The sequence below is a fragment of the Sulfodiicoccus acidiphilus genome (assembly GCF_003967175.1).
GTDB lineage: Archaea > Thermoproteota > Thermoprotei_A > Sulfolobales > Sulfolobaceae > Sulfodiicoccus > Sulfodiicoccus acidiphilus.
On record NZ_AP018553.1, the window covers coordinates 1,125,633 to 1,141,425 of the forward strand.

Sequence of the window (15,793 nt, forward strand, 5' to 3'; positions counted from 1 at the left end):
GAAGTTCAAGAAAAATTATAAAAATGGACTTAAATAAGTCCTTTCTGACGAAGAACTTCTGCTGCGTTCCTCCCCAACTGAACCTCCTCTGGGGAGAAGCCGAAGGCCAGTGCAAGGAGTTGAGTAGCGTATATCGCCGGCATAGTCCAATCTAAACTGAACATGTCTCTCACCTTCACTTGAGTGACGTCCAACTGGAGGTGGCATAGTGAGCAAGGATGTATTAATAGGTCCGCTCCAGCGTCCCTAGCCCCCTTCATTATATTGTAAGCCAGTCTCAATCCTCCCTTCTCGTTGCTTCCCATCAATGGAAACCCACAGCAGTAAGTCATAGCTGGGAAAGTTACCGGTGTCGCCCCGACTGCGGCGACCAAGTCCGCTAGACTGTGGGGGCTGTGGGGATCCTCGAAGCCCATAACCTCCCCTGGTCTAAGCATCTGGCAGCCGTAGTAAGTGGCTACCTTAAGTCCAACCAAAGGCTTCTTAACTGCGGCCTTGATTTTCTCTAATCCTACGTCTCTCAGGAGGACCCACACTATGTGCTCTGCGTTAGCCTTCCCCGAGTACTGGACCGTGGTACCTTGAGTTCTCTTGTCCACCTCCTCCTTCAAGACCGGGTCCTCCTCGTACTTGTGAACTGCCAGCCTGTGGCTGTGCAGGCAGACACTGCAGGGCGTCACCATCTTCTCGAGTCCCATCTTCTCAACCTTAGATAGGTTCCTCAGGTTTATTGCCGCATGTCCAACTGGGTCGCGTTCGTCTAGGAATCCCCCACCACAACAGTTCCAGTCTTCCACTTCCTTTAGCTCGACCCCCAATGTTTGGGCCACCTTCCTTGTGGCTACGTCTATCTCCACGGCGGAACCGTGGGCTGTACAGCCAGGGTAGTAGGCCAGCTTCACTGCTTCTCACCTAGGAGCTTCCTCAACTCGTCTATCCCCCTGACCTTCTTCTGCCTCTCCATAATTAGTTTTGTCGCCTTTCCATCCTTCATAAGCTCTATCATGGAGATTAGGGAATTCACTAGCCCGTAAGTTTTAACGTAGACCTTTCCTCCCTGGAGCATTCCGGTCTCTGCGATAGACTCCTCCACCGCCTTAGAGTGCCTTTCTCCGAATGACGACGCGTCGCCAGTGGGCCCGAACTTAGTGGTGTAAGTTCTAGTTAGCTTTATGGCCTCTACGGGTTCGATGTCGCGCGGGCAGACCTCGTAGCACATGTAGCAGTAAGTGCACCTCCATGCACTATCTATTAGGACCTTAGCTCTTTCCTCGAAAGAGGTGTCTCTGGGATCTGAAAGGAACCTATAACCTTTAGCGTGTGCAGCGGGACCCAAGAACTCTACGTCTATCCTCACAGCGGGGCAAGAAGAAACGCAGAGTCCACACCATATGCACTGAGCGAACTTCCAGAGCCTAGACTGATCCTCCGGTTTCAGTCTATGTTCACTCTTCCCCTTAAGCACGTCCTCTGAAGGATGAAGTCTCGGCTTCACCTTGTACATCCTGTTGTAGAAGTCGGTGAGGTCTACCACTAAGTCCTTCAACACAGGGTAGCCATCCATAGGCTCCACAACTATAGTGTCAGAACCAGTTCTATCGACTTCTTCCAGAGCGATCGTTCTACACGCAAGTCTGGGTGCCCCGTTAATCCTCATCCCGCAACTTCCACACACCGCCATGTGACACGATGCCCTATAAGATAAAGTAGGGTCCTGTTCCTCCTTTATTCTCTTCAGGACCTCAGTCATTTGAGTGTACTTATCTACCTTTACTGTGTATTCCTGCCACCACGTTCCCTTCTCTTCAGAGAATCTCTTGACTTTTACCTTCACTTCCTTATCGAGTTCCTTCATTTAGTACACCCTCTCCTCAGGCATCCACTTAGTGATCTTAACGGGTTTATACGTGATTTCCACTGTGTTTCCTCTCAGGTAGGCCAATGTGTGTTTAAGCCATTGTTTGTCATCCCTCTTTGGAAAGTCGAGTCTGTAGTGGGCGCCGCGGGACTCTGTTCTATTCAGAGCAGTGGTAGCTATTACGACCGCTTGGTCTAACATGTTCCGGAGTTCCAATGCATTGAAAAACTCTGTATTGTAGGTCTTGCTCCTGTCGGTAACGTACATGTTGACAGCAGTCTTCCTGAGCTCAGTGACCTTTGAAACCGCCCTCTTTAGACGTTCTTCGTCCCTGAAAACGCCTACGTCTTCCCACATCGTTTTTCTTAACTCCTTCATGACTTCTCCGAAGTGCACTCCACTCTCCCTCTTTACGAAGGAATAGGCATCATCGACCACCTTCTCAGGGTTAGGAGCATCTCGAACTTCCTTACTATTCTCGAGGAACTTGACTACTGCCTGACCCGTCTCCCTCCCGAACACTAAAGTCTCCAATAGGGAGTTAGAGCCCAGTCTGTTGGCTCCGTGCACTGATACACACGCAGCCTCCCCGGCGGCAAAGAGCCCAGGAAGGTCTGGATTGGCCCCAGACACGTCTACGTCCACTCCCCCCATGTAGTAGTGCTGCGCAGGCCTCACCGGTAGCGGTTCCTTGACTGGATCGACTCCAGCGAAGTTCCTTCCCGCTTCAACAGCGAGGGCGAGCCTCTCCTTTATGTACTTCTCGCCTAAGTGGGTGAGGTCCAACTGAACGTAGCCTCCTGGAAACCCTCTACCTTCCGCGACCTCTGTAAGTATGGCCCTAGAGACGACGTCCCGCGGTGCTAGGTCTAACTTCATTGGAGCGTACTTAGTCATGAATCTCTCACCTTTGTTGTTCTTCAGTATACCTCCTTCTCCCCTAGCTGCCTCGCTGATTAGAATATCCGATGGATATAGGGCTGTAGGGTGGAACTGAACAAACTCTGGGTCCTTAAGGGCCGCTCCAGCCCTCAGGGCCATAGCATACCCATCTCCGGTGTTGATGTAGCTGTTAGTGGTGTGTTGGTACAGCATCCCGTTACCACCTGTAGCTAGGACCACTGCCTTTGCCCCGAAAGTCGCTGGTGACATACTCTTCATCTCCATGGCAACTACTCCCGTAACTCTCCTGTCTGTGACTAGGAGATCGAGCGTGAACCACTCCGAAAAGAAATCGACGTTAAGACCGGATACTCTTTCGTAGATCGTGTGAAGTAGCGCCATTCCAGTCTTATCACCCACGAAACGGGTCCTCGGGTAAGTCTGCCCACCGAAGTATCTCAGAGCCACTCTCCCATCCGGCTGCCTATTGAAGAGAGCCCCCCAACTCTCCAGTAGCCTCACTATCTCTCCCGATTTGTAGGAGAGTATCTCAGCAGCGTCTTGGTCCACTAGGTAGTCCCCTCCCTTCACCGTGTCATATACCATGAACTCAGGGCTATCGCTTGGATCCGAGTTTCCATCCATGTATGCTGCTATTCCCCCTTCCGCACAGGCTGAGTGGGACCTCGTCGGGAACACCTTAGATAGAACTGCCACCCGAAAGCCAGCACTAGCCACCTCATGTGCAGTCATCAGTCCAGCGAGTCCTCCTCCTACAACCACAACGTCGTAATTGAGCTTCTCCATAGTGTGGAGGTGGACGAATTGGTATTAAGTCTTAGCTAAAGGATCAATTGAAGAACGATTGCAGAGATAAACGAAAGGTTCTACAGACACCTATCCACGTTCAGAGCTCCTAGATTCTTGAGTCTGGACATCCCTACCCTTTCAGCTCTAAAGGGAAAAGTTCTTAATTTGACCACCCTTAGTTAGGGAGAGCAGCACTTTACCTAAGTCCAACCGTTTCCTTGTCTTATTCAGATCGAAGTTTCGTGTATGTTTTAAGGGAAATGAGAGGGGTACTTAATGGAGTCTCAATTCGCGTCTCAATATCCTTAAGACTACAAATGAACAATTGAAGTTCTGGCTTTCTCTTAGGGAAATCCCCGATCTAAATTTGGATACTTCATATAGCTAGGACACCTCCCACTTCTTCGGCCCACAATCTATAAACCGGATTTTAAGGACAAAAGTGCAGATACAGGCTCGATAGATGACAGCGACAGTTGACCTGATCACGTTGAGTGCGCTCTTCACATTAGGAGGGCTACTAGGCTACTCCATGAGACTCAGAGGTTTTTCGGCCGTCTTAGGATATATAGTAGCAGGAATTCTGTTAGGTCCTATACTTCACCTCGTGAATCCCTCCTCCTCTCTCTTGCAGTTAATGAGCGACCTCGCGGTCACGGTGATAGCCTTCGAAATAGGAATAAGACTGAACCTGGAGTACGTTAAGGCTGAGCTACCGAGATTAATTCCGATAATAATATTTGAGATAATAATAGTCCTTGCTATATCCTTTGGATTAGGAGCCCTCCTAAAGCTCACTTACGGAGACGTTCTGACCCTAGCTTTCACTACTGTGAATACCAGTACTGCGATCGCGTTCAAGCTCCTTGAAGAGAAGGGAATGCTTGAGCTCTCAGAGGCTCGAAACGTAATTCTAGGGATGGCTTCGATGGAGGACATAGTCTCCTTAGTGTTTCTGGCGATCTTTCCCATTGTGAGCGAAGGAGGCCAGCCCCTCAAGGTAGTTGAACAGGCTAATTACGTGGCCCTCGGCCTGATCTTCGCAATCGCCTTCGGTTTCGCCTTTGCTAGGAGGATAATGAATAGAGCCATGAAGAGTGGAGATGACATGATAGTTATTGCCTTTCTGTCCTTAGTGACGGTGTTAACTGCAGTATCACCTGTCCTGAAAGTGTCCCCCGCACTGCTGGCACTCATGATCGGTTATGCAATTTCTACACTTAGGGGAAATGATAAAATATTGGCTGCCATAAAGCCAATCAGGGAGTTCTTCGTTGTCATATTTTTTGTGGCCGCGGGGGCTGCTGTTCCAGCTTTAGCACCCAATGTCACTTTGGTACTGGTAGCTGTCCTAGCGACCTTGATGGTATTCGTCAAGGTTGTGGCCTTCATGACTAGTGCCTGGCTAACTGGAGTAAGACCCATCACATCAGTGAAGCTCGGCCTCTACATGGCTCCCATAAGCGAGTTTGGTATAATAATTGCGTCCATCGGTCTAGCTGACGGTGTGACCACCTACCCAGTTTACATAGCCGTTACCTTGGTTGTTGGGGTATCCTCTCTGATAGCCTCTGTGATCACTAAGTACGATAATCGGATCGCAGAAGGAGTGGCACCATTACTTCCTCAACTACACCTCTTCAGACCTCCGAAGGGGAACGGCGACGGAAGAGTAGTCACTTTAGCGGTGTTGAGGAGGTTTGTTGGACTGTTCTCAGTCCTGATATTGACCCTGTACTTAAGTCTTGTAGTCTTGTACCTTCTCTTCATTTATAGGTTCGCTTACTTGGGGCTAGTGGCTGAGTTCGCTTACTTATTTGATTTAGTCATCCCAATATACTTCATAATATATGCTCCAAGGTATATCAGGGAACTTTACGATCAGCTACACGTGAAGCTAAGTAAGTATAGCAGTGCCTACCTTGCTATATTCTTGTATCTAGCTTTCATAGCACTAGGAAGTCAGCTCAGTGGGGCTGTGGCCAATACGGCGGTGGGAATAGGCGGCGTAAAGCCGGCGCTTGGCAGTCTGACCTATCTCATTTCCCTAGCTCTTTCTGTGACTGTTGTATTCTTGGGTGTCAGGAGGCTCGAAATGGTGTTGAGAGAGGGGGAAGCCTCTTCATCTTCTCAATAAGTTCCATAACCTTGTTGTAGGTGAAGGGGATGGAGCGAGTTGGTTCTGGATCGTGAAGTATGTTTACCTGAGGAGACAAACCTAGGACTTCGGCTAGTCCCAGTATCCATATCCTGGCCGTAGCCTCATAGTTGTATCCCCCTCCACCAAGTAGAATGAGTCGTCCGTCTGCAAAGGTGTGTGCTAGCTCGTGAATCATCTTGACAACCTCCAAGTAACCGAAGGTGCTCAACTTAAGCTCCACCAACGGATCGGAGTAGTGAGAGTCTCCTCCTATAACGACGAATAATAGCTGAGGAGAAAATGACAGTAGCCTCGGTAACACGACCTCCTTGAAGGCGGCAACGTAGGCGTCGTCTGCCGTACCAGGTGGTAATGGTACGTTAAGTACTAGCCCCTCTCCTGGTCCCTCTCCTCTTTCATTTACGTCTCCACTTCCAGGGAAGAAGCCCCTGTGGTACATGTGAAGCGAGACCTTAAACGATTTAGGATCGGAGTAAAGGATTTCTTGAGTGCCGTCAGCATGATGGCCGTCCAAGTCAATGACGGCGACCCTGTTGAACCTCTCCTCTGCCCTTTTGACGCCTATTGCGACGTCGTTAAACACACAAAAACCAGAGGCAGCTGATGGTTTTGCGTGATGAAGTCCTCCACCTATGTTCATAGCGTGACGAAACCTCCCCTTCGAAACGAGATCGAGCGCCTTCAGGGTAGCTCCAACTCGCACGAGGGATGCATCGAATATTCCCTTAAAGGCTGGAGTGTCTCCTTGGTCTAGGAAACCCTTTCCCTCGTTGCTCACGCTTTCGACGAACTTGACATACTCTTTCTTGTGGACGATGAGAAGATCCTCCTCTCCTGCTGGATCTGGCTCCAATATTTCAATCTTATCGACGAGTCCCATTGTGAAGAGCAGTTCCCTCGTAATTCGCTCCCTCTCTGCCTTGAACGGGTGATCATCTGGAAAGCTGTACTTGAGAAAGTCGTCACTCCACAGAAAAGCAGTCTCGTGCACGGCTCGTACTAACGTTTTATACTTTTAAATGTTGAAGTGAAGTAGAGAATCGATGGCTGACTTCGTAGTAGATAGCAAGGTAATTGCCTCGCCTTCAGACACCATAGGTACTCTAGTCGCTAGGATGAGAGAGACTGAGCAGTGGGTCGTTCCCGTGGTTAATCAGGGAAACCTTCTAGGACAAGTGACCTACAAAGACCTATTGAGAAGAAGGATAAGTCCAGACAGCAAGGTTAACTCTGTCATGACCCCAACTGTCACAATCAGTGATGCGGAGGATGTACAGAGAGTGGTCGCCAAGTTCTACACCAGTAGGGCTCGTGCAATTCCGGTGGTAACTAAAGAGAGGAAGTTCGTTGGTTTGGTAACTAGGGAGTCTCTCCTTTCATACCTGATAAGGACTGGCATGATCCCCCAGGAGCGAGTCAGGAAGTACATGGCTTCTCCCGTATTGACGGTAACCATGTCGGACTCGGTAGCTAGGGCGAGATGGCTAATGGTGAGAGATAACGTTAGCAGACTGCCAGTCATGGAGGGTGAGAAGTTGGCGGGAATAGTGAGTATGAGGGACATAGTGTCTAGGCTCTACGAGGCTAGTAGCAGGAAAAGAGAGAACATCTTGGTTGAAGAAGAGAGAATTATGGCTATGCCTGTGAAAGAGATCATGAACTACCCAGTGATAACCCTTCAAGGATCATCAACCTTAGAGGACGTAGTCAACACCTGTCTCACGAAGAAGGTATCTGGAATTCCAATATTGGAAGGAGGAAGGCTAGCTGGAATAATTTCCACCATAGATGTGATAGGTGCTGTGGCTGAGAGATTCAAGATAGAGATGCCCATACAGGCCAAGTTGCCTAGGACGATGAAGAACTCGGACGAGAAGTCGGTTATAGATGGGATCATTGAAAGGCACCTGAGCAAGGTGGAACGGATCACCGAAGTGGATTCATTTAAGGTCTCCCTTAAGGAGAGTGTGAGTGGAGAGAATAAGAAGATGTATGAGGCTAACGTTAGGGCCTCCACTAGGTTGGGGAACTTCGTGGCTAGCGACTCGGACTGGGACCCCGCTACAGCCCTTCGCAAGGCAGTTGAGAGACTCGAGAAAAGGATAATAGACAGGGTGAAGACCGTACAGAGGAAGAAGAGAGGAGAAAAGGGATCTCCTTGAAACTTGCTATAGTGCAACCTAGGGACGTTCAAGGAGCTCTTAAGCTGACTGAGTCTGCTTTGAAGGAGGGGGCGGAGCTAGTTCTTCTGCCTGAGAAATGGGTTAAGGACATAGAGTTGGCCCCTTTGGATCAACTTCGTCTTCTCGCCAAGAATTTCACGGCCTGGATAATTCCAGGTGCGTTTGAGGACGGCGTGTCGGTTGTGGCCCCAATATTTGATAGCAACGGAGAGATAAGAGGGGTGGCCAAGAAAGTTCACCTCTTCGGGCAAGAGAAGGAGAGGTTGTACCCCGGTGACAGAATCCTTTCGTTCTCCTTTAGGGGAGTGAAGTTTGGTCTCTTGGTATGTTACGATGTGGATTTCCCTGAGACTGTGAGGTCTCTCTTCCTCAAGGGTGTCGAGGTTCTATTGGTCCCCTCTAAAGTGTCTACGGAGGGCATGGGCATATGGAGGGACTACCTCAGGGTTAGAGCAATAGAGAACAGAATCGCTGTTGTCAACGCCAATGCCCTAGATCCCCCAGAGTTCAGGGGAATGAGCTCAGCCTTCGTCCCAGTGAAGAAAGGGAGGGTGATTGACGTAGAGGTCGCGGCCTCCTTGGAGGACAGGGAACAGTACTCCACATTCGAGGTCGATCCTTTGAAGTACTTAGGCTTCAGAGCAGAGAGAATGAGGGAATATAGGGAAGTCGAGGTAGACGAAATCTAAGCTCAGAGGCCGCTCGTTTTGCACTGTTCCCCCCACTTCCTCCTGAGTCCGTCTAAGATCAATTTTAGGTACTCTGAAGAGGGCGTACCCTCTTGCCCACCCTCGGAGAAGTAGGCAGTAGCGAAGTACCTTCGGCCCTCCTCATCCAAGACAGGTATAGAGTCCCTGAGGTACCTACTCATGTAATGCTCGGCTCTGTCTAGCACAGCCAACTGATCTGTAGTAGTAAGGTAGATGTAACCACAGACCTGCCCTTCTCCCTCCCTCAGACTGGCACAGAGACCCCATTTACATGGGACGGAGAATACTATCCTGAAATTGGGAGCAAAGACTCTGAGCTCCTTCATTATAACCGTAAGTCCTCTCTGTTTCATGACCTCTGGATTTGTGTTCTCCGCGTAGGCGAAGTAGTTGATGATTCTAGGCATCCCAACATAGGAAGAGAAGTCCCCATCTCTTACAACGTACTTGTCTTCAACAGATCGGCGGTATACATACATCTGTACGTTACTCAGTCTATATCGTCTCTTCTGATCGAAGTTAACCGTCACTGAAGCCCTCTCGTAAAGATCTTCTGGAGTTCCGGAATAACCCTCTATTTCGTCAAGCTTTCTCAACAGTAACTCGTTCACTTCGTAAACTTCCCCCCATACAGTTCCTTCTCCTCTGATACAACCTGGATATCCTCCCAAGTCATACATCCTGAAGCCGTCCACGTACCCTAGTCCAACGAACCTAGAGTCTTTTAACAGGTGATTGAGTTCAAATCCGTATCGGAGGGTCCCATAAACGAATAGTAGCACAAGACTATGTATCTCCAGACTAGTAAAACTTTGAGGGCGTTGGGTCTAAATGAAGTTTACGAGAGTTTTTATACGCAGAAACGTAATACTACATATGGCCTTAATCGCTGACGTAGTTGGAGTAGTCTTCGCACTAATTATAGTGATAATCTTCCTCTCTCTCGCCTTCAAGGTGGTGAAACAATGGGAGAAGGCGGTGGTGTTGAGGTTAGGAAGAGTATTAGGGGCTAAGGGACCAGGTATAATATTTCTGATTCCCTTCGTAGATAGGCCATTGAAGGTGGACATGAGAATAGTTACAGTCGATGTGCCAGCTCAAACCATAGTCACTAGGGACAACGTTACTGTCACCATAGATGCAGTAGTGTACTACAAGGTTGTCGATCCAGTGAGAGCAGTGTCGGCAGTATATAACTATAATGTGGCAGTACTCAACATAGCCCAAACTTCGTTGAGGGACATAGTGGGAATGATGGAGCTAGACGAGGTATTGAGCAAGAGGGAGGAAATCAATAGAAGACTTCAGGAGATCTTAGACAGTGTCACTGAGCCCTGGGGAATCAAAGTGACTGCGGTAACTGTGAGGGACGTAAAGCTAAGTCCAGAGCTCCTCACCGCTATGGCGAAGCAGGCAGAGGCCGAGAGGTTGAGGAGATCGAAAATAATTTTAGCAGAAGGGGAAAGACAGTCTTCGACGATCCTTGCTGAGGCTTCGAAGTCTTACTCGTCAAATCCTATTGCCCTTCAACTTAGATTCATAGAGGTGCTCTCTGACATATCACAGAAGGGGAATCTGATAATGGTCGTACCTGCAGGAAACGAACTATATCCGACTGTGAGCACCGCCCTCTCTACCTACGTGAGAACCAAGGAAGCCAAGTGAGAGTTTGGACACTCTCTTCAAGCTCAACTCTGGCTGATGTAATCTAACCAAGGTTCTAACTGACGAGGATCCATAGGCCTTCTATCCCCGCCTACCTCTATCCATGCCTGTTCCACTAACAACTCTTGTCCAACTTTCGCAAAGACAACCCTAACTACAGCGTTCTCACCCTCTACATCCTCTTCAGCTGCCTCGGAGATTGGTGGAGCTGTGAAAGTGAGTTCGACCTTATTGTTAAATTCGTTTAGAGAATAATTTGGATTTCCCTCAACGAAACTCATAAGTTTATCTAGGGATACCATACCGATATGTTGGTATGCTCCATAATGAAGCTTAGTAGTGAAGAGGTGCATTTCTTCATGCACTTCAGAGTTATGTATGGGGATAAGGTAGCAGTCGTTTAAACATTGTTAAGAGAACTAGCAAGTCCCTAGCTCTAGGTTGATCAACCGTTAAACCGTGTTAGTTAATGACGACACGTCCCCTGAATCTCTAACCTAATTCTGTAGTTTATAATCTTAATTATAAGGAAAACTATTGCAAGGAGCATAGCTCCTGCTTGAGGGACGGTTTTCGTCAACGGTTAGAAAGCTCCTCCTGAACTCGATTGGTGATTTGATGTGAGTGTGAGAAGGTGTGAATCAGAAAAGGGTATTCGAAGGCGTGAACTACCCTGCCCTAACGGACGGGGCTTCCTGCTTCCTAGCCCCACCTTGCCAACGGTGGAGGGCTCCACGGGCACTGAGGGTCGTTCCAACCCCGATCTCAGTCCTCGGTGTCCCAAATGGGACTAACGATTGGAGCAGAGGCCGTACCACATAGACCCTCGCTTTAACCGAGGCGTCTCAGTGACGCTTACTCCGTTAGTAACTGTCATTAATATTGTAATCTGCAAACTCACACTTAACTGTTTCTATGAGGGGGCCCATCTCCACCCTCACGGGAGGGGTCTTCCGCCCCCTCAACCCCCGTTAAGACAAAACTTCTTCAGGACGCACCCACACTTTTTACGAGCCTAAATCTAGCTCAGTCAGCGTGCCTCGACGCTCGCTAGGAAGTATGGTATATGAGTCACGTCTCCTTTCCAAACGAAGACGATCGAGTCCACAGAACTAATGCAGAGTGGGAGCGAGCTTCTTAATCATGGATCTTCACCCTCAATCATTAAGAGTAACGTGTGCCTAGAAAGTGGAAGCTCTTTCCTTGAGGACAGGATGATTAACTTATCGTTAGGGCTTTGAGGATCTAAAACGAGCTATTCCCACTTATGAAGATTATAGCACTCTCAATCCTGCCAACTAAGTTGCAGTCCTGAACTCTTAGTGGGAATTGACGGAAGGCTCTGAAAGCAAAGTCTCATCCGAGGAGATAAGTTTGTTTTGAGTCGGAAAAGAGGAGGACGAAGCTCGTCTTTCAGGACAGGGAGGAAATCGATGGCTCAAGCTAGAATCAGACAACTCCTACATCATTAGTATAACAAGTTTTTAAAGAGCGATAGTAAGTGAGGAGAAATAATGAAACCAGTAAAGGGTGAGAGAATACTCATCCCTACTTTTTTCCTCACCGTCTTGCTTATGTCGATCTTGGCGGGACTTGTGGCGATTCCTTCACAAGCTTACACTTCACAAACCGCCCAGGAGATCCCTATACCTATTTCGGGATATCACTACGCGGGTACGTTGTCTGCGACTACGCCTGTTGTGATCTCGGTGGACGTTCCTCTGCGTAACATCGATCTTCTCTATAGCTACGCTGAGCAAGTTTCCACACCAGGCTCGCCCCTATATCATCGTTTTCTAACAGCAAACGAAGTGAAGAAGTTGTTCTATCCGACTTCTCAATTCAATGAAGTCATTAAGTACCTGAGGTCCCACGACTTTAAGGTGTTACTGACTGCGGCAGACTCTGAAATAGTTGCGACAGGAACAGCAGTACAGGCAGAGAAGTACCTAGGTGTCCACTACGATCTGTACACCAACGGGACGTATACCTACTATTACGGGCAGGGAAGCATAATGGATTCCACAGTGTTCTCGAGCAATGTGAGCGACATAATTTTCTCACACCCATCGACCTTGATCTTACTAAAGAATCGAATTTCCCCCTTAGAGAGTACCCTCAGCTCTCAGCCAGTGAACCTCACTTTCCCACTTGATGGGTACTCTCTGAAGGTTTTGGAACAAGCATATAACGCCTCCTACTTTTACGATCACGGGATAGATGGAAGTGGGTACAATATAGGTATACTCGACTTCTTCGGGGATCCGACAATATACCAACAATTAATTTACTTCGATCAACACTTCGGAATTCCAAATCCCCCGTCCTTCCAGGTCGTCCCAATAGGTCCTTACAATCCACAATTGGGAATAACTCAAGGATGGGCAGGAGAGATCAGTCTGGACGTTGAAGCTTCACACGCGATGGCTCCAGGCGCTAACATAACGCTCTATGTAGCGAGTGACTCTTTACCTCTTCCCGCTATAATTGCGTACATAGTTTCCCAGGACACGGTAGACGTCCTATCTCAGAGTTTCAGCATTCCCGAAACACTTTATTCTCAGTTGAGCGGAGGTCTATTCTATCAATGCGTTGTATTGACCGACCAATACTACGCCATGGGGACAGCTGAAGGAATAACGTTTACGGCCTCTTCAGGAGACGCTGGTGGGAGTGGATATAGCGCTGGGCCCTTAGGGACTGTAGGATACCCCTCTTCTTCTCCCTTCGTACTTTCGGTCGGAGGTACCACAGTGTACCCAGAGTTTGGACCCGATGGCATGAGCTTTAACACTACTGCGTGGTCCAACTACGGTTTCATTCCTGACGACGTGAATTATGGAGGTAGCACTGGAGGAGTGAGCGAAATAGAACCGGAGCCTTGGTATCAGTGGTCTCTAGGAACACATGAGAGCTTCCCGGCAGGAAGGCAGGTACCAGACCTTTCGGCCAACGCTAACGTTTACCCAGGAGTGTATATAGTATTGCCAGGAAACGTCTCGGCCATAGGCGGGGGAACAAGCGAGGCTTCCCCACTCACTGCGGGGCTCCTTGTATTGACTATGCAGTACTCTCACAGTAGGATAGGCTTACTTAATCCGGCCCTTTACACAATAGCTCAGAACTCCTCTGAGACGAACGCATTCGTTAGGCCCACCTTCGGTTACAACATACCTTGGACGGTTAGTCAAGGCTATAACTTGGTGACTGGCTGGGGATCTCTAAACATACCTATCTTTGCTAAATACTTTGCAGAGTTGGAGACCGCTCCGTCGCTCCTCATTAACGAGACCATACTTTTCAATGGAACCGAAGTTCAGCAAGTCTACCCTGGAGAGACGATTAACGTTGAGGTCTCGATAGCTAGGCAAGGCGTATCGGTGTCGTCCGGTGACTTCCAGGCATTGTTGGAGTCAACGCAGGGAAACCTTACCTCGGTTCCATTGACGTTCAATCCATTAAGTGGAAGGTGGAGCGCTAAGTTGACTGTTCCCGTCAATGCTTCAGGAATAGTTAACGTGGTGGTGTATGGGGAGTCGGATGGAGTTAAGGGGAGTTCCTTCGTGGAACTATTCTCGGGTTACTATGGACAGTTTCTGAGCCCCGCGCCTATGACGCCTTACATGCTGTCATTGGGTGTACCCATTGTTATTAACATCACTTCACCTAGTGGAACGCAGGCTCCTCCCTTGAACTTCACAGTTTTAGTTTACTCCTACAACCTAACCAACAATCAATACGTCCTCGTTGGAAAGGTGAAAGTAGTTCCTGTACCTGCTTTACTACTTGTGCCATTTGCTCCACCTAACACTTTGCTATGGGTAGGAGTCCTTTCAGGAAACTACAGCGTTGGCGTGATTAGGCTAGTCCTTCAAGGAGCTTTCGGGTACATCTCCTTCTACAACGGGATCGACCTTCAAACACTCTTCATTTTACCCCCGGTCGTCGCGGAGCCTGGTTCCGTACCTGCGGGAAGCTACATATACATCTTTGGCTCACCTGAACCGCCAGTAGAGACTGAAGGCGTGACTTCATTGGTGGACGGGCAACTACTATCTCAAAACATAATCGTCGGATCTAACATAACCGCTGAACTGTATGGTGTTAACGGTACTGTGAGCGAGACACAATTGGTTTTCAATAACACAAGCTTCCAAGGTTACCTACACGTTCCCAGTAAATTAAAGCCTGGTCTCTACGACGTCCTTCTCTTCGCCAACTACAATTCTACAACCTTATCCCAGTCAATTTCAGGCTACTTCTACGGACAAATATACGTGAGTGCGGCATCCATCCAACCTGAACTTGAGGTCTCGAGTTACTACGCTTTCCAAGGGCAGACTATCTACGTCTACGCCAATTTAACAAACCCTGAGACGGGGACTGAGGTGACAAGTGGGATGTTCACTGCAACATTGTATCCTAGGGTGCTTTCTTATGAGTACAGCACATTAACTGGGGTAATGGAGGTACCTCTGTGGTACAACGAGCCGATCCACATGTGGGTAGGTAACGTCACTCTCCCTTCAACCTTTAATCTGAACAACTTCACTTACTTGGGTAACCCAGACTACTTCGCCACTCCCTTTGAGATCTACGTTTCAGGCCTAACTCCCAACGGTATTCCAACCACCACTTTACCCTCCGCGCAGTTCACGTTCTTCGTCACACCATACACCGAGGTTCAGGGAACCTTGATCACTGATCCAGTCCAGCCATACTACACGGCGTTCTCAAATGATACAATAATATATAACGGTACTCTAACTAACGACCTCTTCACTGGCCACGACTACCTTTTGAACAGTGTCTCTACTATTACTTCATCTAACGTCAGTGGTGAGCTGATCATTGCGAACAGCTCGGTCACTTTGGTTGACGTGGTAGGTAACTCGGTGACAGCGGTTAACTCCCACATAGTTCTAATAGGGACCACATTGATGCATCTTGATTTAGAGAATTCCACGGTATCTATACAGCAGTCACACGTGGAGAGTCTGGAACCCTCTCTTCCTAAGCTAACGTTCATTTCACCATTACCAGGACAGGCGGTGAATGGAACCATTCCAGTGAAAGTAAACGTTGAAGGTGAGGGGATATCTAACGTATCCCTCTACCTGAATGGGCTCTACGTGGGCTCCGCAAACAATAACGGAACCCTGACATTCGTCCTCAATACAACGGCTTTCCCAGATGGAAGTTACACGTTGACTGCGGTCGTTCGACAGACAGATGGACTTGATAACAGTTCATCCGAGGTGGTAGAGTTCAATAATCAAATAGTACAATTCGATAAGCAACTCAGTGGTCAGATCTCCAAGGTTAACGAACAATTGGCCAACACTACCTCGAGCCTAAGTTCTCAACTTAAGAACGCTACCTCCTCTCTTAGTGGGCAAATAGATCGTATAGACCTCCAACTGACGTCACTTGCTACTACAGCACAGGAAGTCGCATACGTAGGTGTGGCTCTAGCGATCGTAGCTATAATCACTGCCATAGTAGTAGTGAGGAGAAAGTGAAC

At 48.5% G+C, this 15,793-nt stretch carries 11 protein-coding genes; 5 read left to right on the top strand and 6 right to left on the bottom strand.

Annotated elements, in window-relative coordinates; translation table 11 throughout:
* Positions 1 to 29 precede the first annotated feature (29 nt).
* The 3 genes from HS1genome_RS06050 to HS1genome_RS06060 are packed head-to-tail and all read right to left on the bottom strand — an operon-like array spanning position 30 to position 3,547.
* Positions 30 to 902 carry a CoB--CoM heterodisulfide reductase iron-sulfur subunit B family protein gene (locus HS1genome_RS06050; protein WP_126450024.1) on the bottom strand — a complete coding sequence of 291 codons (873 nt, stop codon included), beginning with the start codon at positions 900 to 902 and terminating at the stop codon, positions 30 to 32.
* Entirely contained in the window at positions 899 to 1,855 is a 957-nt protein-coding gene (locus tag HS1genome_RS06055; RefSeq protein WP_126450025.1) for a succinate dehydrogenase/fumarate reductase iron-sulfur subunit, read from the bottom strand. Before HS1genome_RS06055 ends, HS1genome_RS06050 begins: the two co-directional genes overlap by 4 nt.
* On the bottom strand, positions 1,856 to 3,547 hold the full coding sequence (locus tag HS1genome_RS06060; RefSeq protein ID WP_126450026.1) for a succinate dehydrogenase flavoprotein subunit: 1,692 nt from the start codon (positions 3,545 to 3,547) through the stop codon (positions 1,856 to 1,858).
* Positions 3,548 to 4,013: 466 nt separating this feature from the next.
* On the opposite strand from HS1genome_RS06060, the gene HS1genome_RS06065 reads away from it, so the two are divergent.
* Positions 4,014 to 5,687: a cation:proton antiporter gene (locus HS1genome_RS06065; RefSeq protein ID WP_126450027.1), complete on the top strand. Its 1,674-nt coding sequence runs from the start codon at positions 4,014 to 4,016 to the stop codon at positions 5,685 to 5,687.
* Here HS1genome_RS06065 and HS1genome_RS06070 read toward each other — a convergent pair.
* Positions 5,632 to 6,702: an acetoin utilization protein AcuC gene (locus HS1genome_RS06070; RefSeq protein ID WP_126450028.1), complete on the bottom strand. Its 1,071-nt coding sequence runs from the start codon at positions 6,700 to 6,702 to the stop codon at positions 5,632 to 5,634. The genes HS1genome_RS06065 and HS1genome_RS06070 overlap by 56 nt on opposite strands.
* Before the next feature lie 52 nt (positions 6,703 to 6,754).
* Between HS1genome_RS06070 and HS1genome_RS06075 the strand changes: the two genes are divergently transcribed.
* A complete protein-coding gene (locus HS1genome_RS06075) occupies positions 6,755 to 7,873 on the top strand; it encodes a CBS domain-containing protein (RefSeq protein ID WP_126450029.1) in 1,119 nt (372 codons plus the stop codon).
* The gene (locus HS1genome_RS06080; protein ID WP_126450030.1) at positions 7,870 to 8,583 is read left to right on the top strand and encodes a carbon-nitrogen hydrolase family protein; all 714 of its coding nucleotides are present in this window, start codon (positions 7,870 to 7,872) and stop codon (positions 8,581 to 8,583) included. The genes HS1genome_RS06075 and HS1genome_RS06080 overlap by 4 nt, the downstream gene beginning before the upstream one ends.
* 2 nt (positions 8,584 to 8,585) lie before the next feature.
* Here the strand turns inward: HS1genome_RS06080 and HS1genome_RS06085 are convergent, their stop codons facing one another.
* Complete coding sequence (locus HS1genome_RS06085) at positions 8,586 to 9,386, bottom strand: gamma-glutamylcyclotransferase family protein (RefSeq protein ID WP_126450031.1); 801 nt, start codon at positions 9,384 to 9,386, stop codon at positions 8,586 to 8,588.
* 94 nt (positions 9,387 to 9,480) lie between these two features.
* On the opposite strand from HS1genome_RS06085, the gene HS1genome_RS06090 reads away from it, so the two are divergent.
* Positions 9,481 to 10,269 (top strand): slipin family protein, encoded by a 789-nt coding sequence (locus tag HS1genome_RS06090; RefSeq protein ID WP_126450032.1) that lies wholly within the window; start codon positions 9,481 to 9,483, stop codon positions 10,267 to 10,269.
* A gap of 23 nt (positions 10,270 to 10,292) precedes the next feature.
* On the opposite strand, the gene HS1genome_RS06095 is transcribed toward HS1genome_RS06090, so the two are convergent.
* Positions 10,293 to 10,571, bottom strand: coding sequence for a hypothetical protein (locus HS1genome_RS06095; RefSeq protein ID WP_126450033.1), 279 nt, complete (start codon positions 10,569 to 10,571; stop codon positions 10,293 to 10,295).
* Positions 10,572 to 11,783: 1,212 nt separating this feature from the next.
* On the opposite strand from HS1genome_RS06095, the gene HS1genome_RS06105 reads away from it, so the two are divergent.
* Complete coding sequence (locus tag HS1genome_RS06105; RefSeq protein ID WP_126450034.1) at positions 11,784 to 15,791, top strand: protease pro-enzyme activation domain-containing protein; 4,008 nt, start codon at positions 11,784 to 11,786, stop codon at positions 15,789 to 15,791.
* Positions 15,792 to 15,793: the final 2 nt, after the last annotated feature.